The organism is uncultured Ruegeria sp., assembly GCF_947500045.1.
In the GTDB taxonomy this organism is placed as follows: Bacteria; Pseudomonadota; Alphaproteobacteria; order Rhodobacterales; family Rhodobacteraceae; genus Ruegeria.
In genome coordinates this window covers 14,832-39,972 of record NZ_CANMQQ010000019.1, presented here as the reverse complement: position 1 = coordinate 39,972, position 25,141 = coordinate 14,832, and the positions used below count along the sequence as shown (strand labels likewise).

At 58.5% G+C, this 25,141-nt stretch carries 26 protein-coding genes; 10 read left to right on the top strand and 16 right to left on the bottom strand.

Annotation, left to right across the window (positions count from 1 at the left end; translation table 11 throughout):
- The 7 genes from Q1B46_RS21355 to rbfA form a co-directional block, all read right to left on the bottom strand.
- On the bottom strand, positions 1–210 hold the full coding sequence (locus Q1B46_RS21355; protein ID WP_299951800.1) for a hypothetical protein: 210 nt from the start codon (positions 208–210) through the stop codon (positions 1–3).
- Positions 211–880: 670 nt separating this feature from the next.
- Positions 881–1,150 (bottom strand): 30S ribosomal protein S15, encoded by a 270-nt coding sequence (gene rpsO / locus Q1B46_RS21350; protein WP_074737344.1) that lies wholly within the window; start codon positions 1,148–1,150, stop codon positions 881–883.
- 143 nt (positions 1,151–1,293) lie between these two features.
- Positions 1,294–2,322 (bottom strand): calcium-binding protein, encoded by a 1,029-nt coding sequence (locus Q1B46_RS21345; protein WP_299951796.1) that lies wholly within the window; start codon positions 2,320–2,322, stop codon positions 1,294–1,296.
- A 96-nt stretch (positions 2,323–2,418) separates the two neighbouring features.
- Positions 2,419–2,922 (bottom strand): DUF1643 domain-containing protein, encoded by a 504-nt coding sequence (locus Q1B46_RS21340; RefSeq protein ID WP_299951794.1) that lies wholly within the window; start codon positions 2,920–2,922, stop codon positions 2,419–2,421.
- 21 nt (positions 2,923–2,943) lie between these two features.
- Positions 2,944–3,849 (bottom strand): tRNA pseudouridine(55) synthase TruB, encoded by a 906-nt coding sequence (gene truB / locus Q1B46_RS21335; RefSeq protein WP_299951792.1) that lies wholly within the window; start codon positions 3,847–3,849, stop codon positions 2,944–2,946.
- Positions 3,850–3,909: 60 nt separating this feature from the next.
- Positions 3,910–4,647: a phosphodiester glycosidase family protein gene (locus Q1B46_RS21330; RefSeq protein WP_299951790.1), complete on the bottom strand. Its 738-nt coding sequence runs from the start codon at positions 4,645–4,647 to the stop codon at positions 3,910–3,912.
- Positions 4,644–5,039 carry a 30S ribosome-binding factor RbfA gene (gene rbfA / locus Q1B46_RS21325; RefSeq protein WP_299662114.1) on the bottom strand — a complete coding sequence of 132 codons (396 nt, stop codon included), beginning with the start codon at positions 5,037–5,039 and terminating at the stop codon, positions 4,644–4,646. Before rbfA ends, Q1B46_RS21330 begins: the two co-directional genes overlap by 4 nt.
- Positions 5,040–5,131: 92 nt before the next feature.
- Between rbfA and dapB the strand changes: the two genes are divergently transcribed.
- Entirely contained in the window at positions 5,132–5,941 is an 810-nt protein-coding gene (gene dapB, locus Q1B46_RS21320; RefSeq protein WP_299951788.1) for a 4-hydroxy-tetrahydrodipicolinate reductase, read from the top strand.
- 6 nt (positions 5,942–5,947) lie between these two features.
- On the opposite strand, the gene Q1B46_RS21315 is transcribed toward dapB, so the two are convergent.
- From Q1B46_RS21315 to Q1B46_RS21300, 4 genes are all read right to left on the bottom strand, one after another.
- The gene (locus tag Q1B46_RS21315) at positions 5,948–6,808 is read right to left on the bottom strand and encodes a hypothetical protein (protein ID WP_299951786.1); all 861 of its coding nucleotides are present in this window, start codon (positions 6,806–6,808) and stop codon (positions 5,948–5,950) included.
- Positions 6,809–6,900: 92 nt separating this feature from the next.
- Positions 6,901–7,569, bottom strand: a complete 669-nt coding sequence (locus Q1B46_RS21310; RefSeq protein ID WP_299951784.1) for an ureidoglycolate lyase — start codon at positions 7,567–7,569, stop codon at positions 6,901–6,903.
- Entirely contained in the window at positions 7,566–8,156 is a 591-nt protein-coding gene (locus tag Q1B46_RS21305) for an HD domain-containing protein (RefSeq protein WP_299951782.1), read from the bottom strand. Before Q1B46_RS21305 ends, Q1B46_RS21310 begins: the two co-directional genes overlap by 4 nt.
- Entirely contained in the window at positions 8,153–9,289 is a 1,137-nt protein-coding gene (locus Q1B46_RS21300; RefSeq protein WP_299951780.1) for a TauD/TfdA family dioxygenase, read from the bottom strand. The genes Q1B46_RS21305 and Q1B46_RS21300 overlap by 4 nt, the downstream gene beginning before the upstream one ends.
- A 98-nt stretch (positions 9,290–9,387) precedes the next feature.
- Here Q1B46_RS21300 and Q1B46_RS21295 point away from each other — a divergent pair, with 98 nt between their 5' ends.
- Positions 9,388–10,245, top strand: a complete 858-nt coding sequence (locus tag Q1B46_RS21295; protein ID WP_299951778.1) for a LysR family transcriptional regulator — start codon at positions 9,388–9,390, stop codon at positions 10,243–10,245.
- Here the strand turns inward: Q1B46_RS21295 and Q1B46_RS21290 are convergent, their stop codons facing one another.
- Positions 10,246–10,428, bottom strand: coding sequence for a DUF1674 domain-containing protein (locus Q1B46_RS21290; RefSeq protein WP_299951776.1), 183 nt, complete (start codon positions 10,426–10,428; stop codon positions 10,246–10,248).
- A 91-nt stretch (positions 10,429–10,519) separates the two neighbouring features.
- Between Q1B46_RS21290 and Q1B46_RS21285 the strand changes: the two genes are divergently transcribed.
- From Q1B46_RS21285 to Q1B46_RS21255, 7 genes are all read left to right on the top strand, one after another.
- Positions 10,520–11,779, top strand: a complete 1,260-nt coding sequence (locus Q1B46_RS21285; protein ID WP_299951774.1) for an RsmB/NOP family class I SAM-dependent RNA methyltransferase — start codon at positions 10,520–10,522, stop codon at positions 11,777–11,779.
- A gap of 88 nt (positions 11,780–11,867) precedes the next feature.
- Positions 11,868–13,607 carry a heparinase II/III family protein gene (locus Q1B46_RS21280; protein WP_299951772.1) on the top strand — a complete coding sequence of 580 codons (1,740 nt, stop codon included), beginning with the start codon at positions 11,868–11,870 and terminating at the stop codon, positions 13,605–13,607.
- 22 nt (positions 13,608–13,629) lie between these two features.
- Positions 13,630–15,219 (top strand): bifunctional phosphoribosylaminoimidazolecarboxamide formyltransferase/IMP cyclohydrolase, encoded by a 1,590-nt coding sequence (purH, locus tag Q1B46_RS21275; protein WP_299951770.1) that lies wholly within the window; start codon positions 13,630–13,632, stop codon positions 15,217–15,219.
- Complete coding sequence (gene lspA, locus Q1B46_RS21270) at positions 15,219–15,689, top strand: signal peptidase II (protein ID WP_299951768.1); 471 nt, start codon at positions 15,219–15,221, stop codon at positions 15,687–15,689. Before purH ends, lspA begins: the two co-directional genes overlap by 1 nt.
- A gap of 50 nt (positions 15,690–15,739) precedes the next feature.
- Positions 15,740–16,255 (top strand): DUF3035 domain-containing protein, encoded by a 516-nt coding sequence (locus tag Q1B46_RS21265; RefSeq protein ID WP_299951766.1) that lies wholly within the window; start codon positions 15,740–15,742, stop codon positions 16,253–16,255.
- An 85-nt stretch (positions 16,256–16,340) separates the two neighbouring features.
- Positions 16,341–17,681, top strand: coding sequence for a pitrilysin family protein (locus Q1B46_RS21260; RefSeq protein WP_299951764.1), 1,341 nt, complete (start codon positions 16,341–16,343; stop codon positions 17,679–17,681).
- On the top strand, positions 17,678–18,982 hold the full coding sequence (locus Q1B46_RS21255; protein ID WP_299951762.1) for a pitrilysin family protein: 1,305 nt from the start codon (positions 17,678–17,680) through the stop codon (positions 18,980–18,982). Before Q1B46_RS21260 ends, Q1B46_RS21255 begins: the two co-directional genes overlap by 4 nt.
- Before the next feature lie 3 nt (positions 18,983–18,985).
- Here Q1B46_RS21255 and Q1B46_RS21250 read toward each other — a convergent pair whose 3' ends face one another.
- The 4 genes from Q1B46_RS21250 to deoC form a co-directional block, all read right to left on the bottom strand.
- Positions 18,986–19,717, bottom strand: coding sequence for a cyclic nucleotide-binding domain-containing protein (locus Q1B46_RS21250; RefSeq protein ID WP_299951760.1), 732 nt, complete (start codon positions 19,715–19,717; stop codon positions 18,986–18,988).
- Between the two features lie 88 nt (positions 19,718–19,805).
- Complete coding sequence (locus Q1B46_RS21245; RefSeq protein WP_299951758.1) at positions 19,806–20,621, bottom strand: SDR family oxidoreductase; 816 nt, start codon at positions 20,619–20,621, stop codon at positions 19,806–19,808.
- A gap of 23 nt (positions 20,622–20,644) precedes the next feature.
- The gene (locus tag Q1B46_RS21240; protein ID WP_299951756.1) at positions 20,645–22,978 is read right to left on the bottom strand and encodes an aldehyde dehydrogenase family protein; all 2,334 of its coding nucleotides are present in this window, start codon (positions 22,976–22,978) and stop codon (positions 20,645–20,647) included.
- Between the two features lie 11 nt (positions 22,979–22,989).
- Entirely contained in the window at positions 22,990–23,988 is a 999-nt protein-coding gene (deoC, locus tag Q1B46_RS21235; protein ID WP_299951754.1) for a deoxyribose-phosphate aldolase, read from the bottom strand.
- Positions 23,989–24,186: 198 nt separating this feature from the next.
- Between deoC and Q1B46_RS21230 the strand changes: the two genes are divergently transcribed.
- Positions 24,187–25,140 (top strand): zinc ABC transporter substrate-binding protein, encoded by a 954-nt coding sequence (locus Q1B46_RS21230; RefSeq protein ID WP_299951752.1) that lies wholly within the window; start codon positions 24,187–24,189, stop codon positions 25,138–25,140.
- Position 25,141: the final 1 nt, after the last annotated feature.

Genomic DNA, 25,141 nt, shown 5'->3' with positions numbered 1-25,141 from the left:
CTACCGAGCTGAATCGCCACCTGTGTGCTGCTTTGGATATTTCATCTGCTCATCTTTCATTATTCCACGAAGAACTGCTGCGGTCTCAGCCTTTGAAATCGACCGTTTTCCAACAAAAGGATCTGATGTTGGCACCGATGTTTCTTTGTTGTTAGGGGTGTCGGGCATCTTGGCCGCAAACACACGATTTAGAACGGTCATCAAAGGCATCATTCAACTCCAGCAATAGTTGGTCGTCAAATTCATGTCGCTGCGGGCAAGATCCGAGCCATGAGAGGGAAACGCTCAAAGACCATCTTCCGTGAGTGCGAACCCGCAGCGACACGGCGCATGTAGGAAAACCCAGGCTTCGCGAAACGGGGAATAAAACCGTGTTACGCGTCATTTTTTGACCGATTGGTAGAAAACTGCCGGTAATGCTTACGTTTACGTCAATTTCTTAATTTTGACCCGCATGATTGTGACGCGACGTCACAATCTGGACGTGTCTTCTGCCTCAGGCTCGAGGGATAAAAACGAATAAGGGCGCGCCCAATACAGGCGCGCCCAGTCAAAAAGGGAGGACTATGAAAAACCTGACGCTCGAAACAAAAGAAGCGCCTACTCACTAACAATTACAGTATTGCGCAATCCTCGGGTCCGTTCAGTGAAGTGGTTCACATCGCGTTAACTTTTTTACATTCAATCCAACAAGCACGCAGCCGCAATCGTAGATCAAGTTGTCAAACGGTGCTTTGTCGGGTGGTAACCAGGCACTAAATGTTACTTTGATTCCGACAAAGAAACGCATTAAAATCCGTTGACCAAAAACAAATACGCCCACCAATTGGCGGGCGTACAAGTGGTACAAAGCTGCGTTCACGGCGTGAACAACAACCGCTTAGCGGCGGATGCCCAGCTTTTTGATCAGGTCCTGATAACGTGCTTCTTCTTTGCCCTTCAGGTAGTCCAGCAGCTTACGGCGCTGGGCGACCATTTTCAGCAGACCGCGACGGCCGTGGTTGTCTTTTTTATGGGTCTTGAAGTGCTCAGTCAGGGTGGTGATGCGCGAAGTCAGGATGGCAACCTGGACTTCAGGCGAACCGGTGTCGCCGTCCTTGGTTGCGAATTCTTTCATAACGCTTGCTTTTTCAGCGGCAGTAATCGACATCGGGGTCTCCTTTAAAGGTTAGAGTTAATGGCGCAGGCCGGGATGTCGTCCAGCACAGGCCCATGGAGAAAACCGCACCGATTCCGATACGGATGGGCGCGTATAGGCGCATTTGGCATGAATGGCAAAGGGATTCTGTGGGCTTATCCCGAGAAGGCGTATTGCGCCAACTGGGCTTCGGTGACGAATTGAATATCCGCAGCGGTCAGATCATCTGCACCATAGACTTGCGCGACGTCTTCACCATTGACCCTGATATGCGTCAAGTCATTGTTTTCTTCATCTGGCTCGATGGTCAAATCTGGGTCTTCGGGGCCGTCCCACGTAATCAGCAGCTTGTCGTGACCGACTTGGAAATCCATGATCGTTGCGGCCTCCTGCTCTGGTTCAGCTTGTACGACAATATCATCTTCACCTTCTCCGCCAGTGACCACATCACCTTCCCCGGCCAGAATTACATCATCCCCGTCGCCTCCATTCAGGAAGTCTGTTGAATTTTCTTCTGGACCATCATCTCCGGTCAGAACGTCCTCGCCATCCCCGCCAAACAAAGCATCTTCACCGGCGCCACCAACAAGGTAATCACCGCCATCCCCGCCTTGCAGCGCATCGTCGCCGTCATCTCCGCTCAGGGTGTCATTGCCTTGCCCACCAAAAAGCCGGTCGTTGCCATCCCCACCGTTCAGTTCATCCGCTCCGAAATGGCCATACAGGTCGTCGTTTCCGGTCATACCGTTCAGATTGTCGTCGCCATACTCACCGTGCAGCACATCATTTCCATAACTGCCGATCAGAGTGTCCTCACCGCTGCCGCCATACAAAATGTCATTGCCATCGCCACCGTCGATGATGTCATTGCCAGCATATCCGTTGATTTGGTCATTCCCGTCCTGCCCCGTCAAAATGTCCGCATCCTCATCGCCTGTGATGACAAGGTGGCCTTCGTGGTCGGATAAAACCTCGCCAGTGTCCGAGTCGGCATTTTCGGGCGAAGTGGGTTCTTCGATATTCTCGTCCGGGTCAAGAAGGTTCCCCGTGGGCACGTCCTCTTCAACCGTATCCTCAATCCGGTCGTCATCTTCGTCGGCTGCCTCGTCAGGGACGAGAACGTCGCTTATCGCATAGGCCGCACCGCCCAGCGCGGCCATGCCGAATAACCCGATCAGAAACATGAGACCCCTCCGCAAGATCGATTGCGCCGATTGTAAAACATCTCATGCAATCAAGAGGTTGGTCAAAGCCAAGTTGAGGGCGTGGTTAACCCTTTGTCACCAGAGCTCGGGCTGTTGGGTATAAGCGATATAAAGCGGATGTTTGGGATGGCCGTCCTTGGTCAGCCCTAGATGAAATAGGGGGTGACCAGTGCCACGCAGCAGAGTTTCAACCGCAGGGCCACGCTCTAAATGCGCCCCATGGGTGCCCCATGCGGCGATGACCTGATCAGACCAATTTACGCCGGCCAGTATGGTCGCGTTGTTTTCCGGCCCGACAGGATCAGCGGAGGCTCGCATCTTGCGCGGGTCGGTGTCGCGCCAGGCAAAGATGTTGGTGACCTGAAATGCCCCAAACCCCAATGTTCGCGCCCGGCGTTCGCAGCGTTCAACGGTCGGGTCGTTCTGCACCTCGGTTGCGGTTGATGGGTTCAGCATCACGAACAGAGCTTTGCGGCCTGCGGGGTCCCAGATGCGGGTCAGGCTATAGCGATATTTCTCGCAATCGGAGTAGACAGCGGTCGAAGGCGCGTCGCCCTTGGTATGGGAACGGGTAATCATGCCCTTCGCCTAGCACGTGGCTCAGGTAACGAACACCCGGCTGGGGTGCAATTCGCCGGATTTGTAAATCCCCACGGCTACGGCCTTGCCATCCATTGAGGCCCAGGCCTCATCACCGTATTCCACGTCCGAGGCAAGCACCATGCCGGGGTTGCCATTGCGCAGGCGCGTGGCGCCTTCGGGCGTGCAATGAAGCTCGGGCAGATCCGACAGGCCGGTTTCCAACGGATGCAGATAGACATCGAGCGCGGTGGTCTTGGCCATCTGATCAATCTGTTCGATGGACAGACCATCTTCGGCGTCGAACGGGCCGGACCAGATGCGGCGCAGTTTCTTGACGTGGCCGTGGCAGCCCAAAGCAGCGCCCAGATCACGCGCGATCGAGCGAACATAGCCGCCTTTGCCGCAGGTCATCTCAAGTACGACATGGTCTTCATCAGGGCGGTCGACCAGCACCAGTTCATCGACCCAAAGGGGCCGGGCGGTCAGTTCAACCTCTTCGCCATCGCGTGCAAGCTTATAGGCCCGCTGGCCGTCGATCTTCACGGCCGAAAACTTGGGCGGCACTTGCATGATGTCGCCCAGAAGTGGGGCGAGTGCTAGTTTGATGTCGTCGTCCGAAGGGCGTGTAATGCTTTCGGCAATCACCTCACCTTCGGCATCGTCGGTGTTGGTAGCCTGACCCAGACGCACGGTGAATGTGTAGGCCTTCAGCGCATCGGTGATGTAGGGAACGGTCTTGGTCGCCTCACCTAACGCGACGGCCAAAACACCGGTCGCCTCAGGGTCCAGTGTGCCAGCATGGCCCGCTTTCTTGGCATCCATCGCCCAACGCACCTTGTTGACCACAGCGGTCGAAGTCATGCCCGCAGGCTTGTCCACCACCAGCCAGCCGGAAATATCGCGGCCTTTGCGTTTGCGTCCCATTCTACACCTAGACTCTTGCTGAGGCGCGCGACCTAGCGGATCGCTTAAGCGCTGTCAATTTCAGGGTGCGTCTTCGACAACGCCCACGATTGGGCCCAGCGAGAACCCGATGTCTGATCGATTGCTGGCGCGCTCATACATCCGGGAAATATTACCATCGAGGAACAACGCATTCGGCGTATCCAGCACATCGCGGAACAACCGGCCGAATTCGTGGAAGGTGACGTAATCATCCGAAATCGCAAACACCGCGCGGGAGCCATCCGCACTGGTCCCCACCCCGTTGCGGATATAGCGCGAGGTTGAATCGGGCAGGAAACGTGGGTGCAGCTCGGCGTCGATCACCAGCATGGGGCCGGATTGCGTCGCAAAGCGGCATTGGGGTGCCTGATCGATGTACGCCAATGTCTCGAACACATCGGCGCGGCCCTCTCGGATGCAGAACACGCCGTTGGGGAGCAGGCCGAAATTACCGGGTCCGGCATTCGGGACGACGCGCATCTGCTCTTGACCCTCTTCAACGTAATGGCCAACAGGCGAGCGGTCGTCATGGTACATGCCTGCGTTCATCGCAAAGGCCAGTCGTTTGCCCTGAGGCTCCAGCGCCTCATTCACCGACGAGAAATGGCCCAGCACATCGCCATTCTCATCGTTCAAAAACAGGCGCAGGTCTGCAGTGGACGCGTCGACCTCGCAGACCGTGTACCGCTTATCCTCATGGGTCAGCTTCTCGCAGGTGACGGCAGAAGCCTGCGCGGCCCAAAGAACCGCGCACAACATGACCAGCGTGCGGATCACTCGTCCAGATCGCGGCGCACCGCGTCCTGATCGAACATCCGGCGGGTGTCATCCAGACGGTCGAACGTATCATCCAGACGAAATCGCAGGTCGGGCGAGAATTTCAGACCAACCTTCTTGCCCACTGCGCGCCGCAATTCACCCTTGTTGCGGGCCAGCAGTTCGATCACGTCGTCCTGTCCTTTACCGCCCAGCGGCAGCACATAGGCAGTGGCGATCTTCAGATCGGGCGAGGTGCGCACCTCACCCACGGTGATTGACATGCGGTTCAGGTCGGGGTCGTGGACATCTCCGCGCGCCAAAACCTCGGACAGAGTGCGGCGGATCAGTTCGCCGACACGCAGCTGTCGTTGGGACGGGCCGGGGCCATCGTGAAATTTGTTCTTTGCCATAACCCCCGATCTAAGCGCAAAGCTGGGCTTTGCCAAGCGGGCGCGAACGGGGTAGGAGGCTTTGAGCCGAATTGAGGAAAAGGACCAGCGCAATGACCCATATTCCGGGGATCGTCATCACAGGGGCTTCGGGCCGTATGGGGCAGATGCTGATCAAGACCATCGCAGACAGCGATCAGGCGCGTCTGGTTGGCGTCGTTGAGCGCATGGGCCATGACTGGATCGGTCAGGATGTGGGCGAGGCAATGGGCGGCCAGGCATTGGGCGTCAAAGTCACCGATGATCCGCTTGAGGCATTTGCACAAGCGCAGGCTGTAATCGATTTTACCGCTCCAGAGGCCACGTTGGAGTTTTCGGCGCTGGCGGCGCAGGCGCGCTGTGTGCACGTGATTGGAACAACCGGAATGTCTGACGAACAAATCGCAGCGCTGGAACCAGCCGCGCGCCACGCGGTGATCGTGCGGGCCGGGAATATGAGCCTTGGCGTAAATCTGCTGGTACAGCTGACCAAAAAGGTCGCCGCCGCGCTGGATGAGGATTTCGACATTGAAATCATCGAGGGGCACCACCACCACAAGGTTGACGCGCCCTCGGGCACGGCACTGATGCTGGGTGAGGCCGCCGCTGATGGTCGTGGCGTCTCATTGGCGGATGTCTCTGATCGGGGTCGCGACGGCATCACCGGAGCGCGAAAGCGTGGTGACATCGGCTTTCACGCCATTCGTGGCGGCGATGTCGTGGGTGAGCACGATGTGTTGTTTGCAGCCCCCGGTGAACGGATCGTGCTACGCCATCTGGCTTCGGATCGTGCCATTTTTGCCCGCGGGGCTCTGAAGGCCGCGCTGTGGGGGCAGGGCAAGGCGCCTGGCCAGTATGACATGGTGGACGTGCTGGGGCTGTAAGGGTTCCTACCTGAACGCGGCAACCCCCGGTGGTTCTGCATGCCCCATATCGATCTGCGCGAACAGAGCATCCAAACGCTGATCCCATGTTGGAAACTGACCTGTCAACGCGTAGGTTAACCGTTCAGCCCCAATCGAGATGCCCAATGGCGCGACCTCACCGCCGATGATGATCTCTCCGATCTCGGTCCAGTTGGCCGAGGGGGGATAGGTTGCAGGTGCGGGTTCGTCCTGATCGCCGACGCGATAGTAGACGCCCATTGTCACCTGATAATCCTCTCCCAAAGGGTCTGGAAAGAAAAAGCCCGAAGCATCGCGGGCAAACAGCGCTTCGGCCTCGTCGCGCAGCAGGACCTTTTCGGCGAAGGGCAGATCCATGGCATCCAGAACCGCGCGCATATCGTCGGCCTGCGGGACGCTGACAAAGGCGATGCGGGACGGGTCGAGGCCGAACTCATCCGTCAGAAGACGCACCATAAGTTCGGTTGTGTCGCGACCGCTGACCGCGCTGCCCGGGTGGCAGCCGACCTCGTGAAACAAGGGCAGAATATCTAGGCGTGTCTTTTCGTCCACATCCGCGACACGGGCCAGAGGTTGTATGATGTATGTATCCAACGGCAGGGCGCTCTGATCGAAATCGTGCCTCAGTCCACCGTTATAATCAGCGTTTCCTGTCGCAATTGGCAGCGATCTCGATTCGGTAAAGCCGAATTTGCCGAAAGCGGCTTTCAGATGATCCAGCGTATCGGCAAACTGTGCCTCAAACGCGTCGTTCTGACTGGTGGCGCCGCCCGCAATACGCGGTAAGGCAGCACCGACAGCCGCTGCTGTTCCCAATTGAACAATATTCCGCCTGTTCAATGCCATCTGCGCCTCCCAGCTGCACGCACAAGGAGAGTATCGCAGAAGTTTGGGGTGAAAGTTAAGGGGATATGAAAATACACCCCAAAGGCATGTGTTTAGAGATCCCGGATTTTGTCCGCGCGCAGCGGGCAGGCAAGGTAGACGCCGAACTCTTTGCCGATATCGGCGCTAACCCGAGCGTGGACCGCGCCCTGTCGGTCCAGAAACCGCTGGTTATCTTCGACTGGAAATATCCCTTCGTGCCAAATGCCGGGATGGATATAGAGGCCCCGAGACCCATCAAACCAGAACGCCACGACCTTGTCGGGAGTCAGGTTGTCACCGGGCAGCGCGGCGGGGATGATGAAGGGCTTGTTGTCCAGTGGCCAGAACATCTGTCCGCCATCGGGGTGATAGTTCATATGCCACAGCAAGACCTGGTCGCGCGGCGCGGTCTGGCGGGTGGTCTGCGCCTGCTGCGGGTCGGTTGACCAGCCCAGCACGTAATGCCCGTTGACCGCTTCGTTCTCACCATAAAGCACATCGCCCTTCCATTCGCCGCGAAAGGTGCCTTCGACCCAGCCACCTTCGTCTCCGGTGCCGTCGTCAATGGGACGCCAGCCTTGCTGGGGCCATCGGGAGATTTCGATCTCGAACCCATCAGGGTCATCGACCAGACAACCATAGCCTTTGACAGATGCGTCGGTGGCGCGAATCAGAGGTACCTCGTGCCAAGGCAGTGAGGGTTTGGTGCTGGCTTCGAAAATGTATTCGGGGGCGTTCATGCGACCTCCAGATGTCTGTCGACCATGCGCTGCACCATTGGGGCGAAATGGCAAAACTCCGGGGTTACCATGTCAGCGCGCTTACCTGCCTCGTCCAGATACCGGACCTGAATGATCTCTTTGAGGTTCGGGTTTACTTCAAATTCTGCGACTTCTTCTGGGTTCATCGGGCCGCCCTGCAATTCTAGTGTATGGACCGAGGCGGCGGATAACCGGCTGAAATACTCTGGTTTGGTCGCACAGAGATACCGTTTCGCCGCCACGTGATATCGGCAGCAATCAGTGATAACCGAGGGGAAAAATTGCTCCAACACTTCGGCGCCTGCATCTTCGTGGTGGCGATCCTCAGTGTCGTCGGGATGATAAGTGCCGAATTCCGAGGTGAAATGGCCGATATCATGCAGAAGCGCACCGACGATGATTTCTTCGGACTGCCCGTTCTGTTCGGCAATCGTGGCGCCTTGCAACATGTGCTGAGCCATGGTGACTGGCTCCCCCAGATATTCCTCGTCGCCGCGGCGTTCGAAGATGTCACCGATGAAGGCTACGATGTTGTCCCGATTCAGGGTCGAAAAATCGGGCTTCATTCCGCTGCCTCCGGCTGGGCCATCTGCATCGCGGCCAATGTTGAAAGCAGACCGTCCTTGTCTGCGTAGCAGCCTTGTAGCCAGCGCGAGCCTGCCCCGGAATAGCCCAGCCGCGCATGCAGCACGCGGGTGTTGTCGACAATGAAGCTTTCCCCTGGTTCCAGTTTGAACGACACACCCATGGCGGGGTCGTCAATGATGTCGCCCAACTGGCGATAGGCAGCATAATAGGCCTCCATCTGGTCGAATGGTACATCTACAAAAGGCGCGGAGGAACGGTTGTTGAACCGGAAACCGATCAATTCGCCATCCGGTGACAGCTCGATCATTGGGCGACGAGACCGCAGGCATATGCCGTCAGACCCTTTGTATTCGAACCGCGCCGGGTAGCCCGCCAGCAGCGCAAAGCCTTCCGGGTTCGTTTCAAGCAGGCGCTCGGCGGCGCGGAAGCCGTCGACCACGATGGAATCACCGCCCTCGGCTGAATTTTCAAGGCAATAGAGAATTTGCAGTGTCGGAACCGGGTCGCGGTAAGGATTGTCAGTATGCGCCTGCAATCCCAGCCCGGTATAGGCGAGGTTCGTCGGGTTCACCTCGGTCCTGACTTCGAAATAAGGGCCATAATTGGTCTCACGCACGTAGCCGAACAGATCGGCCATCTTCAACAGCGATTCAGGTTCGGTCGGTCCACCTGTCAGCTTGGCAAAGCCAAACTCGGCCACGGCGGCTAACCAGTCGCGCTTGGCTGCAGGATTGGTGTGAACCGCGTGCCAGTCGCCACTGGGAGCGCCAATTCCACGTTCCCATGTGGTAATGCCCTGCGCGATCCGGCCAATTTGATGATCTTGGGTGCGATCATAGATGTGATCGGCCAACCAATCGGCAGGAAATGTCACGGTTTTGTCTTCAGGTTGGAAGGTGACGTTCAGATCACCGTTCTGAACCTGCGCGGCACTGATTGAAACATCTGTGGGGATATCGCCGATCGTGATCAGGCGTTGGCCATTGCCCGGCGCGCGGGTCTCGGGGTCCAGCGCGTTGTCGCGCAGCCAGATCGCGTGAAAGCGGGATTGGGTCCCGTTGGCAAATTCGACGGTAACAACTGAGGGATCATAGTTGGCAGAGCGCAGCATCGGGATCTCCTGTTCGGCGCGGGCTTTGCTTGAGGAGATACGGCGCTTGTGGCATTAATACAATTAATCCTTCTTTCTGCTGAGGCCTGGAAAAATTAATGGCTAAGAAAAAGATCGGCCTACCACCGCTGGATTGGTTGCGCGTTTTTGAGGCCGCCGGGCGTCTGGGTGGTTTTTCTGCCGCTGCTCGTGAGTTCGGGCTGACGCAGGCAGCGGTTAGCCAACGGATAGGCAACCTTGAGGCTTGGTTGGGCCGGTCGCTTTTTGTGCGTGAGGCTCGGGGCGTGTCGCTGACGATTGAAGGCGAAAGTTACTTGCCGCTGGTGCAGGACAGTTTGCAGGCTTTGGAACGCAATACTGAGGATTTGTTCGGCAAATCCCCGCGAGAGCTTCGGGTCGCAGCGTTATCGTCGCATATTCACGCGCTGGTTTTGCCTGCATTGCCAGCGTTTCTGGAATTGCAGCCCAAAGTTCGAGTGATGACTGACTCAATGACTCGCCGGTCTTCACTTGAAGAAGAACGGACATGGCTGCAAATCCGCTATGGACGCGGCACTTGGCCTGCGCGCAAGGCAAAGCAGATCGCGCCCGAGGTGTTGGTACCGATGGCGGCCCCCGGCGTAGAATGGGGTGCCCCACTGATTGATCTGCGCGGAGAACGCCCCGGTTGGCAGGGCTGGGCAGAGATTGCGAAGGTAGATGAACTGCCTGCAGGTCGGATCAGTTTCGATTCGGTTGGTCATGCGATCACGGCTGCACGTCAGGGAATGGGGATCGCGTTGGGTTCGGTCCCTCTCGCTGCAGACAGCTTACAGACCGGCAGATTACGTCGGTTGGACCTGCCGGAGCTGACGACGAAAGACGGCTATTGGCTGACATGGCCCGAGGACCGGGCGCGCTCAAAACGACAACGCGCTTTGATTGATGACTTCCTGCAGGCCCTGCGGGGTGGCTGATCAGAAATCGATGGCGATGCCTTTTTTCTCCCAATCACCATAGCGAGCCGGATCGGGACCGTCGCGCCCACCCAGTTCTTTGGGACGTGCTTTTGCTTCGATCTCGGCCGTCTTGCGACGTTCCTCGGCTTCGGCGAGGGCGCGCTGGGCGGCGGGAGGCAGGTCTTTGCGCTCGTCACTCATGACATCGGGTTCCTTTCCGTACAGGGCCTTGATATACGCCCTCGTCCGCCCAAGGCAATGCGGGCAAAGGTCACGAAGGGCTCTCTGCATCATGTCAAATTCCGCAACCGCCGCGCGCCGCAGTGTCATCTATCTGTTGGATCAGATATTGGGCGAGGGACGGCTGCTGCCTGAATGTCTGGCGGCGGGCGCGTTGGATCACCTTGCGCCCGAGGACCGCGCGCGCGCGCAACGCCTGACAATCGAAACCCTGCGCGGATTGGAGCGTGCCGACAGGCTGCTGGCCGATCATCTGCGGCAGACGCCCGCGCTGACTGTGCACAATGCGTTGCGGCTGGGCACGGTCGAGCTGTGTCAGGGTGAGGCCGCGCATGGGGTCGTGCATTCGATGGTCGAGATTGTAGGTCGCTCACGCAAGCATGGGCGGCTCAAAGGGCTGGTGAACGCGGTTTTGCGTAAGATTGCAGCCGATGGGTCGGACGCTTGGCCCAAGATGCGCGTGCCCCGCTTGCCGGAATGGCTGCGCGATCCGCTGATCATGGCCTGGGGAGAGGACGCAGTAAAAGGAATGGAACAGGCCCATTTCAACGGTGCGCCATTGGATTTGACCTTGAAATCGGGTGCTGAGGCCCCGGATGGAGAGGCCCTGCCTACTGGATCGGTCCGAGTGCGGAATGCTGGGCAGGTGTCGACCCTGCCGGGGTACGAGGTGGGTAACTGGTGGGTGCAGGACGCGGCGGCGGCCTTACCCGTGCAGGTTTTGGCCCCGAAAGCAGGGGAAAAGGTGCTGGACCTTTGCGCGGCACCGGGCGGCAAGACGTTGCAATTGGCTGCTGCGGGGGCTGATGTTACGGCCTTGGATATCTCTGATGCGCGGCTTGTGCGTGTTCGCGAGAATTTGAAACGGACCGGGCTGAAGACCAAGGTAATCGCAGAAGACGCGCTTGAACATCAGGGACAATATGACGCCATCCTGCTGGACGCACCCTGCTCGGCCACCGGCACGATTCGTCGCCATCCGGATTTGCCATTCGCCAAAGACGGGTCGGAATTCGGTGAATTGTTCGAGCTGCAAGCAAGAATGCTGGCCCATGCCTGGACTTTACTGAAACCCGGCGGTCGGTTGGTGTATTGCACTTGTTCCCTGCTGCCGGATGAAGGTGAGGTGCAGATCGAAGAGGCGTTGGGTCAACACCCGGACATGCAGGTCGACCGTTCAGCGCTTGGCATTTCGGGCGTCGAGGAAAGCTGGATCACCGAAGAAGGCGGGTTGCGCTTGCGCCCTGATTATTGGCCAGACAAGGGCGGTATGGACGGGTTCTATATCGCTTGCTTGAACAAATTCGCCTGAGGCGACGCTTTTCGATGACTTGACGAACAGACCGGTCTATCGTGTGGTCAAGCGCCCGCAGAGCGCAAGGGGCAGAGTCGCAAGCGTCATGTCAAACTCGGACAAAATGGCCAATCGCTGGACGCGGTTTCAGAACCGTCTATATGCGCGCCTGAGCCAACGGCGAAAGGCGGTTTCAGGATTCGTCGGCCAACCCGAGCCGCGCACTGTGGGATCTTTTGCCCGTGGGCGGCAACTGGTGGCTGGGAATCTGCTGTTTGCGGGATATCTGGTCGAGGCGGATGACACGGACCTCTGGGACGTTGTGGCGCCAAGCCAAGACTTCGATGATGAGCGCCACGGGTTTATCTGGCTGGACGATTTGGCGGCTGTTGGCGACATGCGCGCGCGAGAAAAGGCACAGCGATGGGTCTGGGGTTGGATTGCAGCCCATGGGCGCGGCAAGGGGCCCGGCTGGGCACCTGATCTGACGGGTCGCCGGGTAACGCGCTGGATCAACCACGCGCAATTCCTGCTGCGCGGTACCGATAAGGCGCAAAGCAAGGCTTTCTTCCGTTCCCTGTCGCAACAGACGTGGTTTCTGTCCAAACGCTGGACAGCTGCGACACCGGGCTTGCCAAGGTTCGAAGCACTGGCAGGATTGGTGCAAGCCGGACTGGCGCTGGAAGGGCTAGAACAGATGGCAGACCCCGCCTTGCGCGCACTGGCCCGGGAATGCGACCGCCAGATTGATGCCGAAGGGGGTATTCCCACCCGCAACCCCGAAGAATTGCTTGAGGTTTTCACTCTGTTGTCTTGGACATCGGCGGCGCTCAGCGAAGTGGGTCGGGGCACGCCCGCCTCGCAGACCGAAGCAATCAAACGCATCGCACCGACCTTGCGCAATCTGCGCCATGCGGACGGGGCGCTGGCCAGATTTCACGGTGGCGGGCGCGGACTGGAAGGGCGATTGGATCAGGCTTTGGCGCAAAGTGGTATTAAGCCGCAGCAGCACTCGGACCTGTCGATGGGCTATGCGCGTCTGGCTGCGTCACGAACCACGGTTCTGGTGGATGCCAGCGCGCCACCCAAAGGTGCGGCCTCGTATAACGCACATGCGTCCACCCTTGCGATCGAGCTGACTTCGGGTCGCCGCCCGTTGATCGTGAATTGTGGATCGGGTGGCAGTTTTGGTCAGGACTGGCGTCGCGCAGGGCGCGCAACCCCGTCGCACTCGACATTGAGCGTCGATGGATATTCCAGCGCGCGGCTTGCCGAAGTTGCCAAAGGATCGTCACAAGAGGCGCTGGTTGACGGCCCAAAGGATGTGCCTGTGGATTTCGAAGATGCCTTCGAAGGCACCCGGTTCATGGTCGGTCACGACGGTTATGCCAAGGTGTTTGGTTTGACTCATGCTCGCACGTTAGAGCTACGTTTTGATGGGCGTGAACTGGTGGGCGAAGACATTCTGCTGACGGCAACCGACAAAGCCAAACGGCAATTTGATCGTGCGATGGATGGCGCAGGCTTGAAAGGTATCGCCTTTGATATCCGGTTTCACCTGCATCCCGACGTTGATGCGGCGCTGGATTTGGGCGGTGCTGCCGTGTCGATGGCCCTCAAAAGCGGCGAGATCTGGGTGCTGCGACATGATAGATTTGGAAAATTATCTGTTGAACCAAGTGTTTATCTGGAAAAAGGCCGTTTGAAGCCCCGCGCGACAAAACAGATCGTTCTATCTGGGCGCGCAATGGAGTATGCGACGCGCATCCGGTGGACGCTCAGCAAGGCTCAGGATACAGCCTTTGCCGTGCGCGACACGCACCGGGACGAGCCCGTTTTCGACTGACGCCAAAAGGACCTTTGGACCCATGACCGATCTTCACCCCGTGCGCCGCGCGTTGCTTTCCGTTTCCGACAAGACCGGGCTGATCGAGCTGGGCAAGGCACTGACCGAACGCGGGGTCGAGCTGCTTTCGACCGGTGGCACAGCGAAGGCGTTGCGCGATGCGGGGCTTGAGGTGAAGGACGTCAGCGAGGTGACAGGCTTCCCCGAGATGATGGACGGTCGGGTCAAGACGTTGCATCCGATGGTGCATGGCGGGCTGCTGGCGCTGCGCGACAATAACACCCACGTGGCCGCGATGGAAGAGCATGGCATCGGGGCAATCGACCTGCTGGTGGTCAACCTCTACCCGTTCGAGGCGACTGTCGCGAAGGGTGCGGGTTACGACGAATGTGTCGAGAATATAGACATTGGCGGCCCGGCGATGATCCGCGCAGCATCGAAGAACCATGCGTTTGTCAACGTCGTGGTGGATGTGCAGGACTATGATGCCCTGCTGGCCGAGCTTAAGGCCAACGACGGCCAAACCTCCTATTCTTTCCGTCAGACGCTGGCACAGACAGCTTATGCCCGCACAGCTGCCTACGATACTGCAGTGTCGAACTGGATGGCCGACGCGTTGGCAGCCGAAGCTCCGCGCCGTCGCGCCTTTGCCGGCGAGCTGAAACAGACCCTGCGTTATGGCGAGAACAGTCATCAGCAGGCCGCGTTCTACACGGATGGCACGGGCCGTCCGGGTGTGGCCACCGCCGTGCAGCATCAGGGCAAGGAACTGAGCTATAACAACATCAACGACACAGACGCGGCGTTTGAACTGGTCGCCGAGTTTGCCCCAGTTGATGGCGCGGCTTGTGCGATCATCAAACATGCCAACCCTTGCGGTGTGGCAAAGGGTGCCACATTGCTAGAGGCGTATAAAGCTGCCTTTGATTGCGACCGGACCTCGGCCTTTGGCGGGATCGTGGCGCTGAACCAGCCGCTGGATGCGGAAACGGCACAAGAAATCACTGGAATTTTCACTGAGGTCGTGATCGCTCCGGGTGCGTCGGATGAGGCCAGGGCGATTTTCGCAGCCAAAAAGAACATGCGCTTGCTGACCACCGAAGCCCTGCCCGACGTTGCGGCAGGCGGGAAAACCGTACGTCAGGTTGCCGGAGGCCTTTTGGTGCAGGACAAAGACAACGGCTTTGTTGGAATGGATGACTTGAAGGTCGTCACCAAGAAGGCACCAACTGACGCACAGATGCGCGACTTGCTGTTCGCGTGGAAGGTGGCGAAACACGTCAAATCCAACGCGATCGTCTACGTCAAAGACGGCGCGACCGTGGGTGTCGGGGCAGGGCAGATGAGCCGCGTGGATTCCGCCCTGATCGCTGCCAAGAAAGCCGAGCGCATGGCCGGCGCACTGGGTCTGCCCCAGCCGTTGACCATCGGGTCAGCTGTGGCGTCTGATGCGTTTTTCCCCTTCCCCGACGGTTTGATGGAGGCCGCAGAGGCCGGGGCCACCTGCGTCATCCAGCCCGGAGGCTCGATGCGCGATGACGAAGTGATCGCCGCCGCCGATGAGGCCGGATTGGCGATGGTGTTCACCGGCATGCGGCATTTTCGGCACTGATGCGTAATTCACTCCTCCTCTGGGCCGGGCTGGCCGCGTTTTTGGTCGATCAGGTCAGTAAGTATCTGGTCGTTCATGTGCTGCGCGTTGCGCAGGGCGAAATCGACGTGCTGCCACCGCTTCTGGTATTCAAATACGGCGAGAATCGCGGAATCAATTTCGGGCTCTTTCAGGGAAACTCTGAAGCTGCCCGTTGGGTGCTGATCGGTATCTCATTGGCGATTTGCCTTGGTGTTCTGATCTGGCTCAGCCGCGCGACACCCACGAAATTCATGCAAATCTGCGGCGGCCTGCTGATCGGCGGCGCGCTGGGAAATGTCGTGGATCGGGTGCTTTACGGCTATGTGCTGGATTTCCTGAACATGTCCTGTTGTGGGATCAACAACCCGTTTGTGTTCAATCTGGCGGATGTGTTCATTTTTGCGGGAGCATTGGGGCTTGTGTTGTTTGATGGCAAAAAGCCCTCGTGACCTGCCCGATGATATGCGATAAAAGCGCCTGAAACTGGCTGGAGACACTGATGCGACTGCCGCACGCCATTTTTGTTCTGACACTTGCCGCTGTGGTTGCGGGGTGTTCCGATATTGGCTTGCGTAATCTCAAACCGCCCGGACAAGGGCCGGATGAGTTCTCGGTTCTGCCGGTAAAGCCGCTGACCGAACCTAAGGATTATGCGTTTCTTCCTGCACCCACCCCGGGCGGCGCGAATTTGACTGATCCGAACCCTCAAGCCGACGCTGTTGTCGCGCTGGGTGGAAGTGAGGCGGCATTGAACCCCAATACGCCAATTCCAGCCAGTGATGCGGCGCTTGTTACGGCCTCAAGCCGGTACGGCGTACCGGCCAACACGCGACAGGTCACCGCCGAAGAGGACGCGGCATTCCGCAAGAGCCGGGGCCGCTGGACCCGTTTGCGCCTGTTCCCGGTCGATCGTTACTCGCAGGTTTACGAGCGCCAAGCCATTGACGCGAACAACGCGAACGAAGCCGCGCGCCAACGTGGGATCGAAACGCCCTCGGCGCCTCCGCTGGAATGAAATCTTCTTAACTTTCCGTCATTGGCCTTGAACCCCGGCAGCGCCACCGTAGTTTGAATATCAGAAACGAAACGGAGGATGCCCCATGGTTCGGGCCCTGGCACTGTCAGCTGCGTTGATCGCAGCAACCCCTCTTTGGGCCAAAGAAGGGCATGAGGCGGTCACCACATTCACGCTTGATAATGGAATGGATGTTGTGGTGGTCGAGGATCACCGTGCCCCCGTCGTTCAGCATATGGTCTGGTATCGGGCCGGGTCTGCAGATGAGCCGATCGGATCTTCCGGCGTGGCGCATTTCCTTGAACACTTGTTGTTTAAGGCCACCGACACGATGAAAGCTGGTGAGCTCTCGGCCACGGTTGCCGCCAACGGGGGCAATGACAACGCTTTTACGTCGTATGATTACACCGCTTATTTTCAGCGCGTCGCCGCCGACCGGCTGGAACTGATGATGCGGATGGAAGCGGACCGGATGCGTAACATCCGCCTGACCGAAAATGATATCGCGACAGAGCGCGACGTAATCCTGGAAGAGCGCAACCAGCGGACCGAGAACAATCCGCGTGCTTTGTTTGGCGAACAGTTGAATGCGGCACAGTACCTGAACCATCGCTATGGCGTTCCCATTATCGGTTGGCGGCACGAGATGGAGGAACTGGATATGGAGGACGCCCTATCCTTCTACCAGACCCATTATGCGCCCAATAACGCCATCCTGGTTGTGACTGGTGATGTAGATCCGGATGAGGTCAAGGCACTAGCTGATCAGTATTACGGCGTGATCCCTGCCAACTCGGATCTGCCCGAGAGGGTGCGCTCGCAAGAGCCTCCGCAAACGGCTGAACGTCGCCTGACTTACAAGGACGCCCGTGTCGCACAGCCCTATGTGCAGCGCAGCTATCTGGCACCTGAACGAGATGCCGGGGAGCAGGAGAAAGCCGCTGCCCTATTCCTGCTGGCCGAACTGTTGGGTGGCAGCACCACATCCTATCTGAACGAAAAGCTTCAGTTTGAGCAGCAGAAGGTAGTCTATACTGGCGCGTTCTACCGCGGGGTTTCACTGGACGACACAACCTTTGACCTGATCGTCGTTCCGGCCGAGGGTGTCTCGTTGCAAGAGGCCGAAGATGCGATGGATCAGGCCGTTGCAGATTTCATAGCTGAAGGGGTGAACGAAGACGATCTGGAGCGTATCAAGATGCAGCTTCGCGCCGCGCAAACATATGCGCGCGATAATGTGGATGGGATCGGCAACCGGTATGGGCGAGCTCTGACCAGTGGGTTGACGGTCGAGGATGTACAGGCCTGGCCTGATATCCTGCAGGCCGTGACCAGCGATGATATCATCGCGGCGGCCCAAGAGGTGATACAACCCGAAACTTCCGTAACCGGTTGGCTGATGCGCGATGATGAGGTGACGCAATGAAACGGATTTTCGCGACCCTGATCGCCATAGTGATCGCTCTGCCCGCATGGGCAGATATCAAAATCGAGGAAGTGACCTCACCGGGTGGCATAACCGCATGGCTGGTCGAAGATCACTCGATCCCCTTCACCGCGCTGGAGTTGCGCTTTCGCGGCGGCACCTCGCTGGATGATCCGGATAAACGCGGCGCTGTTTATTTGATGAGCGGGCTGATCGAGGAAGGCGCGGGCGAAATGGATGCCCGGACCTACGCGCGCGAGTTGGAGGCTCTGGCCGCCTCGTTCAGCTATCGTGCGACGGATGACACAGTGTCGATTTCCGCGCGTTTCCTCAGCGAGAACCGCGATGATGTGGCCGATCTGCTACGCACCACCATCCACGCACCCCGTTTTGATCAGGATGCTATAGACCGGGTGCGAGGTCAGGTGATCTCGGGCCTGAAATCGGATCAGACCGATCCGAACGATATTGCCGGGCGCAGTTTTGCGGCAATGGCTTACGGGGATCATCCTTATGCGTCGGATGGCAAAGGCACGATCGAAAGCGTCTCGGCCCTGACCCGCGATGATATTGTCACGGCATATGACAACGTCTTTGCAAAGGACAGGCTTTATGTCGGGGCCGTAGGTGACATCACCGCCGAAGAACTGGGTGTGTTGCTGGACACCTTGCTGGTAGATTTGCCCGCAACAGGGAAACCCATACCTGATAAGGCCGAAGTCACAATCGATGGCGGCATTAGCGTGGTGGAATTCAACACTCCGCAATCCGTTGCCCTGTTCGGCCAGAAGGGTATCGACCGTGACGATCCCGATTTCTTTGCGGCCTTCATATTGAACCACATTCTGGGCGGTGGCGGTTTTGAGAGCCGCTTGATGCACGAAGTGCGCGAAAAACGCGGCCTGACCTATGGTGTTTCGACCTTCCTTGTCCCCAAGGATCTGGCTTCGGTCTATCTGGGTTCGGTATCGTCGGCCAATGACCGGATTGCGGATGCGGTTGGCGTGATCCGCGAGGAATGGGCGCGTGCCGCGTCCGAGGGCTTTACCCAGAAGGAACTGGATGACGCCAAAACCTATCTGACCGGCGCCTATCCGCTGCGGTTCGACGGGAACGGTCAGATCGCCGGGATCATGGTGGGGATGCAGATGGAAGACTTGCCCATCGACTATATTGCAACCCGTAATGACAAGGTAAATGCGGTAACGCTGGAAGAGGTAAACCGGGTCGCGGCCGAGCTTCTCGATCCGGATGGCCTGCATTTCACCGTTGTTGGCAAGCCGGTTGGTCTGGACGGATAAAGTTCAGGCTGCAACAGCTGAGCTGCGCGCCTTGACCGTGTGATTGTTGCTGCTCAGCAGTTTCTGACGTGCATGCCGGAAATGCGCGGCCTTGAGTGCATCGTCTATATGCCGGTTGCGGCGCAGCAATCGGCTAAGGCGCTGGCTGTCGAAAACCAAGCAGGTGGTTGGCTCGTCCGCACGTACTGTGGCGGTTGCAGGCAGGCCGATACCGAATGTCAGTTCACCCAGTATCTGATCAGAGCCGCATTGGTTGATTACCTGACCGTTCTTCAAAATGGTCGTACGGCCTGACAACACATAAGCGAGGTAATCGCTGGTAATACCCTCTTCGATCAGCGTGTCGTTGGGATCATAGGTGATCAAATCCGCGGTATTCAGCAGCCTGCGCGCGTGATGGAGTTTGAGCATTTCAAGGTAATTGGCCACAAATTGCTTTTCAGGTTCTGAAAACCGAACCAAATGATGCGAGAGATACCCGCGCAGCAGACCCAGGACAGAGATCAGGATATAGGCCATCTGAATGATCGAGCCTGCCAGATTGAACTCTTCGGCCATGCTGATCAGCACGCAACTGGCGGCGATGATCACCAGCACCGGGTATGTAACCCCTGATCCGCGGATGAACCCCATTTGCAGAAGGAAGTAGTTGAGGATGTATAGCCCTGCGCCAAACACGCCGATCATCACGATCAGTTGCGCCGTGTCCGTTATGTCGGTTGGCAATGCCAGCATCTTCCAGCCCATCCTAAGAGTTTGATGGGCTGTAAACTGAGGGATCGGTCCTGTGCCGTATATGAACAGCTTCACATGTTATCGAAGTTTATGTTTGCGTCTTTGCCTGCGCGCGCAGCATCTGCCCCATCATTTGTCCGAACTTGCCTGAGCCGCGCTGATACAGCGCCCCGTCAACGGCCAGAACCGTGCCGCTGATATAACTGGCCATATCCGAGCTAAGGAACAGGCAAGCATTGGCCACGTCTTGTGGCTGGCCCCAGCGTCCCAGCGGAACATCACGGCGCAGTGCCTCTCCGGCGTCAGGGGTGGGGGCAAGACGCTTGGCGCCCTCGGTGCCTTCAATGAAACCGGGCACGATCGAGTTGACGCGGATGCCTTCCACACCCCATTCCATCGACAGCGTGCGGGTGATCTGATCCACGCCCGCTTTGGCGGCGCAGACATGGGCCTGACCTTCATACGGCAGGTAAGATTGCGGGGCCGAGATGTTGATGATGCTCGCGCCGGGGCGTTTCAGGTAGGGGTAGGCCCCTTTCATCACATGGATCGTGCCCATCAGGTCGATATCGATCACGGTCTTGAAGGCATTGACTGACATTTCGGCCGCCAAAGCCGGGAAGTTGCCCGCCGCACCCGAGACCAATACGTCGAATTCGCCAAACGCCTCGTGGAATTGTTTCAGGCCGCCAGCCACGGCATCAGGATCGCGCACATCAAACGCCGCGCCGATGGCGTCTTGCGCACCGGCCGCTTTCAGGGCTGCGACCGTATCGTCAACCTTTTCCTGCGATCGGCTGGCGACGGCCAGTTTGGCACCCGAGGCCGCAAACGCCTCGGCTATGCCGCGATTGATACCGCTGGTTCCGCCAATGACGATGACGGCTTTTCCTGAAAAGTCCATGTAGGCCTCCCTTAGCGGGAGCCCTACTCGCCGTAGGGCACCCAGATGTTTTTCACTTCGGTTGCAGCCTGAAGGAAGCGGCGCGAATGGTCCACGCCCCAGTCAAATGCCGTCGCGTTATTGACCCAGGTCCGTTTCAGGTTCCCGGCCGAGACGACCTCGATCTCTTTTGACAGGTCAGTCGACGAGAAGGACCAGACCGCATCCACGTTCAGGTGTGAGGCCAAAGGCTTGGCCAGTTCCGCATGGCTGCCGGTCAGGATATTGACCACGCCTGCGGGCACGTCCGATGTCTCAAGAATCTGGTAGAAATCGGTCGCCGCCAGCGGGAAGGGTTCTGAAGCGACCAAAACCGTCCGGTTTCCCATCGCAATCGCAGGCGCCATGGTAGACACCATCCCCAGCAAAGGTGCTTCATCCGCGCAGAGCGTACCGATCACGCCGACCGGTTCTTTCATTGCAATGGCCACACCCCGGATCGGAACGCCATGCACCTGACCATCATACTTGTCGGCCCAAGCGGCTGCGGTGAACAGGCGCTGGATCGAGGTCTCAACCTCTTTCGCGCCGTCTTTCTTGCCGGTCATGGCGTCGAGACGTGCGGCAAACTCGTCGGCACGGGCGGACAGGTTCTCGCCGATGTAATAGAGGATTTGTGCGCGCAGATGGCCGGTGGTCTTAGACCAGCTTTTGGCACCTGCCGCTGCCTCAACGGCGTTGCGGACGTCCTTGCGGTTTGCGATGCCCACATGGCCCAGCAGGCCGGACTTGCCCCAGACGGGTTTCGAGTATCCGCTATCGGGTCGCGCCTGCTTGCCGCTAACATACATCTTGGCGGTGCGGTCAATCGGATCGACCGGAGCGCCTTCGCTCATGATTGCCTCGACCTTCGCCAGCGGTTTATCTTTGCCTTTGGGCTTGGTGTATGCGGTCAGACCTTCCCAGCCGCCTTCGCGGCCAAAGCCGCTTTCGCGCACGCCACCGAACCCGGCGGCTGCGTCGAACAGGTTGGTAGCATTCACCCAGACCACACCCGCAACCAGCTTGGGCGCGATATCCAGCGCAAGGTTCACATTCTCGGTCCAGACCGTAGCGGCAAGCCCGTAGCGGGTATTGTTGGCCAGCTCGACCGCCTCTTCCGGTGTGCGGAAGGTTGAAGAGACCAGTACGGGGCCGAATATCTCTTCCTGCATCAATGGGTCCGAGGTTTCGAGACCCGAGATCAATGTCGGCGGGTAATAGCAGCCGTTCTCGGGCAGTTCGCACGCCGCCTGATGCACGTGACCGGCGGTGTTGCTTTCGACCATGCCCTTGATGGTCTGCAACTGGACCGGGTCCACAACCGCACCCACGTCGATGCATTTGTCCAATGGGTCACCGATGCGCAGCGTGTCCATCCGCGTGCGCAGTTTCTCATGAAAGCGGTCGGAGATGCCTTCCTGCACCAGCAGGCGCGAGCCTGCACAGCAGACCTGACCCTGATTGAACCAAATCGCGTCGACCAGACCTTCGATAGCACTGTCGATGTCGGCGTCGTCGAAGACGACGTAGGCCGATTTACCGCCCAGCTCCAACGTTAGTTCCTTGCCCGAGCCCGCAGTCGCCTCGCGGATGCGGCGCCCTACAACGGTCGAGCCGGTGAAAGCGATCTTATCCACGTCCGAATTCACGATCATCTCGCCCACGGCACCGTCGCCGGTGATGATGTTAACCACACCCTTCGGCAATCCGGCCTGAGTGCAGATATCGGCAAACAGCAAAGCGGTTAGCGAGGTATACTCGGCGGGCTTCAGAACCACTGCATTCCCCATCGCCAGCGCCGGGGCGATCTTCCACGACAACATCAGTAACGGGAAGTTCCACGGGATGATCTGACCGCACACACCCAGCGCCTGAGCGTCGGGCAGTTCGCTTTCCATCAGCTGCGCCATGCCGGCGTGGCAATAGAAATGCCGTTGCGCCAGCGGGATGTCGATGTCGCGCGATTCACGGATCGGCTTACCGTTGTCGAGGCTTTCGAGCACAGCGAACAACCGCGAATGCTTCTGCAACAGGCGCGCGATGGCATAGAGGTACCGCGCGCGGCCTGCGCCGCCCAGCTTCTCCCACTTCGGTTGTGCCTTGCGGGCGGCAGAAACGGCGGCATCTACATCGGCCTGTTTGGCTTGGCTGAGTTTGGCCAGAACCTCTCCAGTGGCCGGGTTGCGGCTGTCGAACCCTTTGCCGGGTTTGGTGAAAGCTCCGTCGATATAGTGACCGAACTTGTCGCCTTGATCGACCAGCCAGGCCAGTGCTTCGGCTGCGCTTTCGGGGGCAGGGCCGTAATCCATGGTCTCGAAAATCTCTTTGACTGTCATTGTTTTCGTCCTCAGCCCATCGAGTGCCTGTAACCGGCGGAATATGCGCCCGTCACGAAATGTTCTAACTGCCGTTCGATATCGCCCAACAGCGACGATGCGCCAAAGCGGAACAAGTCCGGTTCCAGCCAGCGGTCGCCCAATTCGTCCTTGATTAGCGACAGATAGACCAGCGCGTCCTTGGCTTTCGATATACCACCAGCGGGCTTGTACCCGACCCGGTATCCCGTGCGGTCATAGTAATCCCGGATCGCGCGGATCATGACCAGAGACACGGGCAGGGTCGCATTCACGCTTTCCTTCCCGGTTGAGGTCTTGATGAAATCCGCCCCGGCCATCATGCACACCAGCGAGGCGCGCGCAACGTTGCGCAAGCTGCCCAGCTCTCCGGTGGCAAGAATGGCTTTGACGTGGGCATCACCGCAGGCGACGCGAAACGCCTTCATCTCGTCATACAAGGCCTGCCAGTCGCCAGACAGCACATGACGGCGCGAGATGACGATGTCGATCTCTTCAGCGCCTGCTTTGACGCTTTCTTCGATTTCGGCCACGCGCAGATGGAAGGGGGACAGGCCAGCCGGGAAACCGGTTGAAACCGCAGCGACCGGTATGCCCGTTCCTTCCAGCGCATTCACCGCCGTTTCGATCATGTCGTGGTAGACGCAAACCGCGCCGGTGGTTATCGGCGGCATGTCCAGTGTCTGCAGAACTGCAGGTGCCACGGGCTGTCGGGCCTTGGCGCACAGACGGCGAACCCGCCCCACCGTGTCGTCGCCCGACAGGGTGGTCAGGTCGATCATCGTGACCGCCTTGAGCAGCCACGCGGCCTGATATTCCTTCTTGACCGACCGCCGACCGGGAAGGGTCGCGGCGCGGCGTTCGATGGCCGAAGTATTGGCCTGCACGGCCCGCACCCAATCCAGATCCAGTTCCATGCCGGGGTTCCGCGGCTCGGTCACTTGCGGCAGATGCGGGGTGCGCACGGGGCTTTCTGAGCTCTGCGTTTCCATTTTTCCGTCCTTTTGGAGGTTCGCGCCAAAATCGCATGGGTCGCAGCGAAAGGGAAGGTGTGCCGTCACCGGAAGTGGTAAAATTTTGACCAAATGGACAAAAATACATGCTTTCTTGCGAATAATTCGCATTTGCATTGACTTAGTTGCGAATGGTTCTCATATTAAAGGCAACGGGTCACCTCAACGGAGTCCGAAATGATTCGCCGTACTTTACTTGCAGCATTGGCTTTCGCCGCTGCATTGCCAGTTACCGCCTTGGCAGAAGCGCCGCTGAAAGTGGTCGCCACAACCGGCATGATTGCCGATGCGGCCCGTCAGGTCGGCGGCGATCAGGTTGAGGTCAAAGGCTTGATGGGACCGGGTGTCGACCCGCATGCCTATCGCCAGACTCGTACCGATATCGTGGCCATGACGCGGGCCGATCTGGTCCTTTGGCACGGTCTCTATCTGGAAGCGCAGATGGAGGATTTTTTTCACGATCTGGGCCGCAAGCGAACGGTGGTTGCCGTGGCGGATGGTCTTGAGCCAGCCAAGCTGCGCGCCCATGACGATTACGCCGACAAATATGATCCGCATGTCTGGATGAATCCGGCAATATGGCGTGATGTCGTGATCGAAGTGCAGGAAGCCTTGACCGAGGCGCGCCCAGAAGCGGCAGATGAATTTGCAGCCAATACGCAGGTGTTTCTGGCCGAAATCGATCAGCTTAACGCCTATGGCAAACAGGCGCTGGCTTCAGTTCCAGAGAATAACCGAGTGTTGGTGACTGCGCATGACGCATTTGGCTATTTCGGCGCGGAATACGGTTATGAGGTGTTGGGTGTACAGGGTATCTCGACCCAGTCCGAGGCGGGTTTGAACCGCATCGGTGAATTGGTCGATACGCTGGTGGATCGGCGGTTGAAAGCGGTTTTTGTGGAAAGTTCGGTCTCTGACCGGTCAATGCGCGCCCTGATCGAAGGTGCCGCGGCCGAAGGCCATAAGTTGAGCGTTGGAGGAGAGCTTTATTCCGATGCCATGGGCGAGCCTGGAACTTATGAAGGGACCTATGTCGGGATGCTCGATCACAACATTACCGTGATTGCCGGGGCGTTGGGCGCGGATGTGCCTGAGCGTGGCATGAATGGCAAACTGTCGGCGGGGTTCTGAG

Coding starts and splice junctions, on each gene's coding strand:
- Q1B46_RS21300 (WP_299951780.1), bottom strand. CDS start 9,289: ATGCTGCGCTCTGCCAACTATGATCCCTCAGTTGTTACCGTCGAATTT.
- rbfA (WP_299662114.1), bottom strand. CDS start 5,039: ATGGCAAAGAACAAATTTCACGATGGCCCCGGCCCGTCCCAACGACAG.
- Q1B46_RS21315 (WP_299951786.1), bottom strand. CDS start 6,808: ATGGCATTGAACAGGCGGAATATTGTTCAATTGGGAACAGCAGCGGCT.
- Q1B46_RS21260 (WP_299951764.1), top strand. CDS start 16,341: ATGGTTCGGGCCCTGGCACTGTCAGCTGCGTTGATCGCAGCAACCCCT.
- dapB (WP_299951788.1), top strand. CDS start 5,132: ATGACCCATATTCCGGGGATCGTCATCACAGGGGCTTCGGGCCGTATG.
- Q1B46_RS21295 (WP_299951778.1), top strand. CDS start 9,388: ATGGCTAAGAAAAAGATCGGCCTACCACCGCTGGATTGGTTGCGCGTT.
- truB (WP_299951792.1), bottom strand. CDS start 3,849: ATGGGACGCAAACGCAAAGGCCGCGATATTTCCGGCTGGCTGGTGGTG.
- Q1B46_RS21250 (WP_299951760.1), bottom strand. CDS start 19,717: ATGCTGGCATTGCCAACCGACATAACGGACACGGCGCAACTGATCGTG.
- purH (WP_299951770.1), top strand. CDS start 13,630: ATGACCGATCTTCACCCCGTGCGCCGCGCGTTGCTTTCCGTTTCCGAC.
- Q1B46_RS21230 (WP_299951752.1), top strand. CDS start 24,187: ATGATTCGCCGTACTTTACTTGCAGCATTGGCTTTCGCCGCTGCATTG.
- Q1B46_RS21290 (WP_299951776.1), bottom strand. CDS start 10,428: ATGAGTGACGAGCGCAAAGACCTGCCTCCCGCCGCCCAGCGCGCCCTC.
- Q1B46_RS21355 (WP_299951800.1), bottom strand. CDS start 210: ATGCCTTTGATGACCGTTCTAAATCGTGTGTTTGCGGCCAAGATGCCC.
- Q1B46_RS21340 (WP_299951794.1), bottom strand. CDS start 2,922: ATGATTACCCGTTCCCATACCAAGGGCGACGCGCCTTCGACCGCTGTC.
- rpsO (WP_074737344.1), bottom strand. CDS start 1,150: ATGTCGATTACTGCCGCTGAAAAAGCAAGCGTTATGAAAGAATTCGCA.
- deoC (WP_299951754.1), bottom strand. CDS start 23,988: ATGGAAACGCAGAGCTCAGAAAGCCCCGTGCGCACCCCGCATCTGCCG.
- Q1B46_RS21285 (WP_299951774.1), top strand. CDS start 10,520: ATGTCAAATTCCGCAACCGCCGCGCGCCGCAGTGTCATCTATCTGTTG.
- Q1B46_RS21310 (WP_299951784.1), bottom strand. CDS start 7,569: ATGAACGCCCCCGAATACATTTTCGAAGCCAGCACCAAACCCTCACTG.
- Q1B46_RS21305 (WP_299951782.1), bottom strand. CDS start 8,156: ATGAAGCCCGATTTTTCGACCCTGAATCGGGACAACATCGTAGCCTTC.
- Q1B46_RS21240 (WP_299951756.1), bottom strand. CDS start 22,978: ATGACAGTCAAAGAGATTTTCGAGACCATGGATTACGGCCCTGCCCCC.
- Q1B46_RS21280 (WP_299951772.1), top strand. CDS start 11,868: ATGTCAAACTCGGACAAAATGGCCAATCGCTGGACGCGGTTTCAGAAC.
- lspA (WP_299951768.1), top strand. CDS start 15,219: ATGCGTAATTCACTCCTCCTCTGGGCCGGGCTGGCCGCGTTTTTGGTC.
- Q1B46_RS21245 (WP_299951758.1), bottom strand. CDS start 20,621: ATGGACTTTTCAGGAAAAGCCGTCATCGTCATTGGCGGAACCAGCGGT.
- Q1B46_RS21265 (WP_299951766.1), top strand. CDS start 15,740: ATGCGACTGCCGCACGCCATTTTTGTTCTGACACTTGCCGCTGTGGTT.
- Q1B46_RS21345 (WP_299951796.1), bottom strand. CDS start 2,322: ATGTTTCTGATCGGGTTATTCGGCATGGCCGCGCTGGGCGGTGCGGCC.
- Q1B46_RS21255 (WP_299951762.1), top strand. CDS start 17,678: ATGAAACGGATTTTCGCGACCCTGATCGCCATAGTGATCGCTCTGCCC.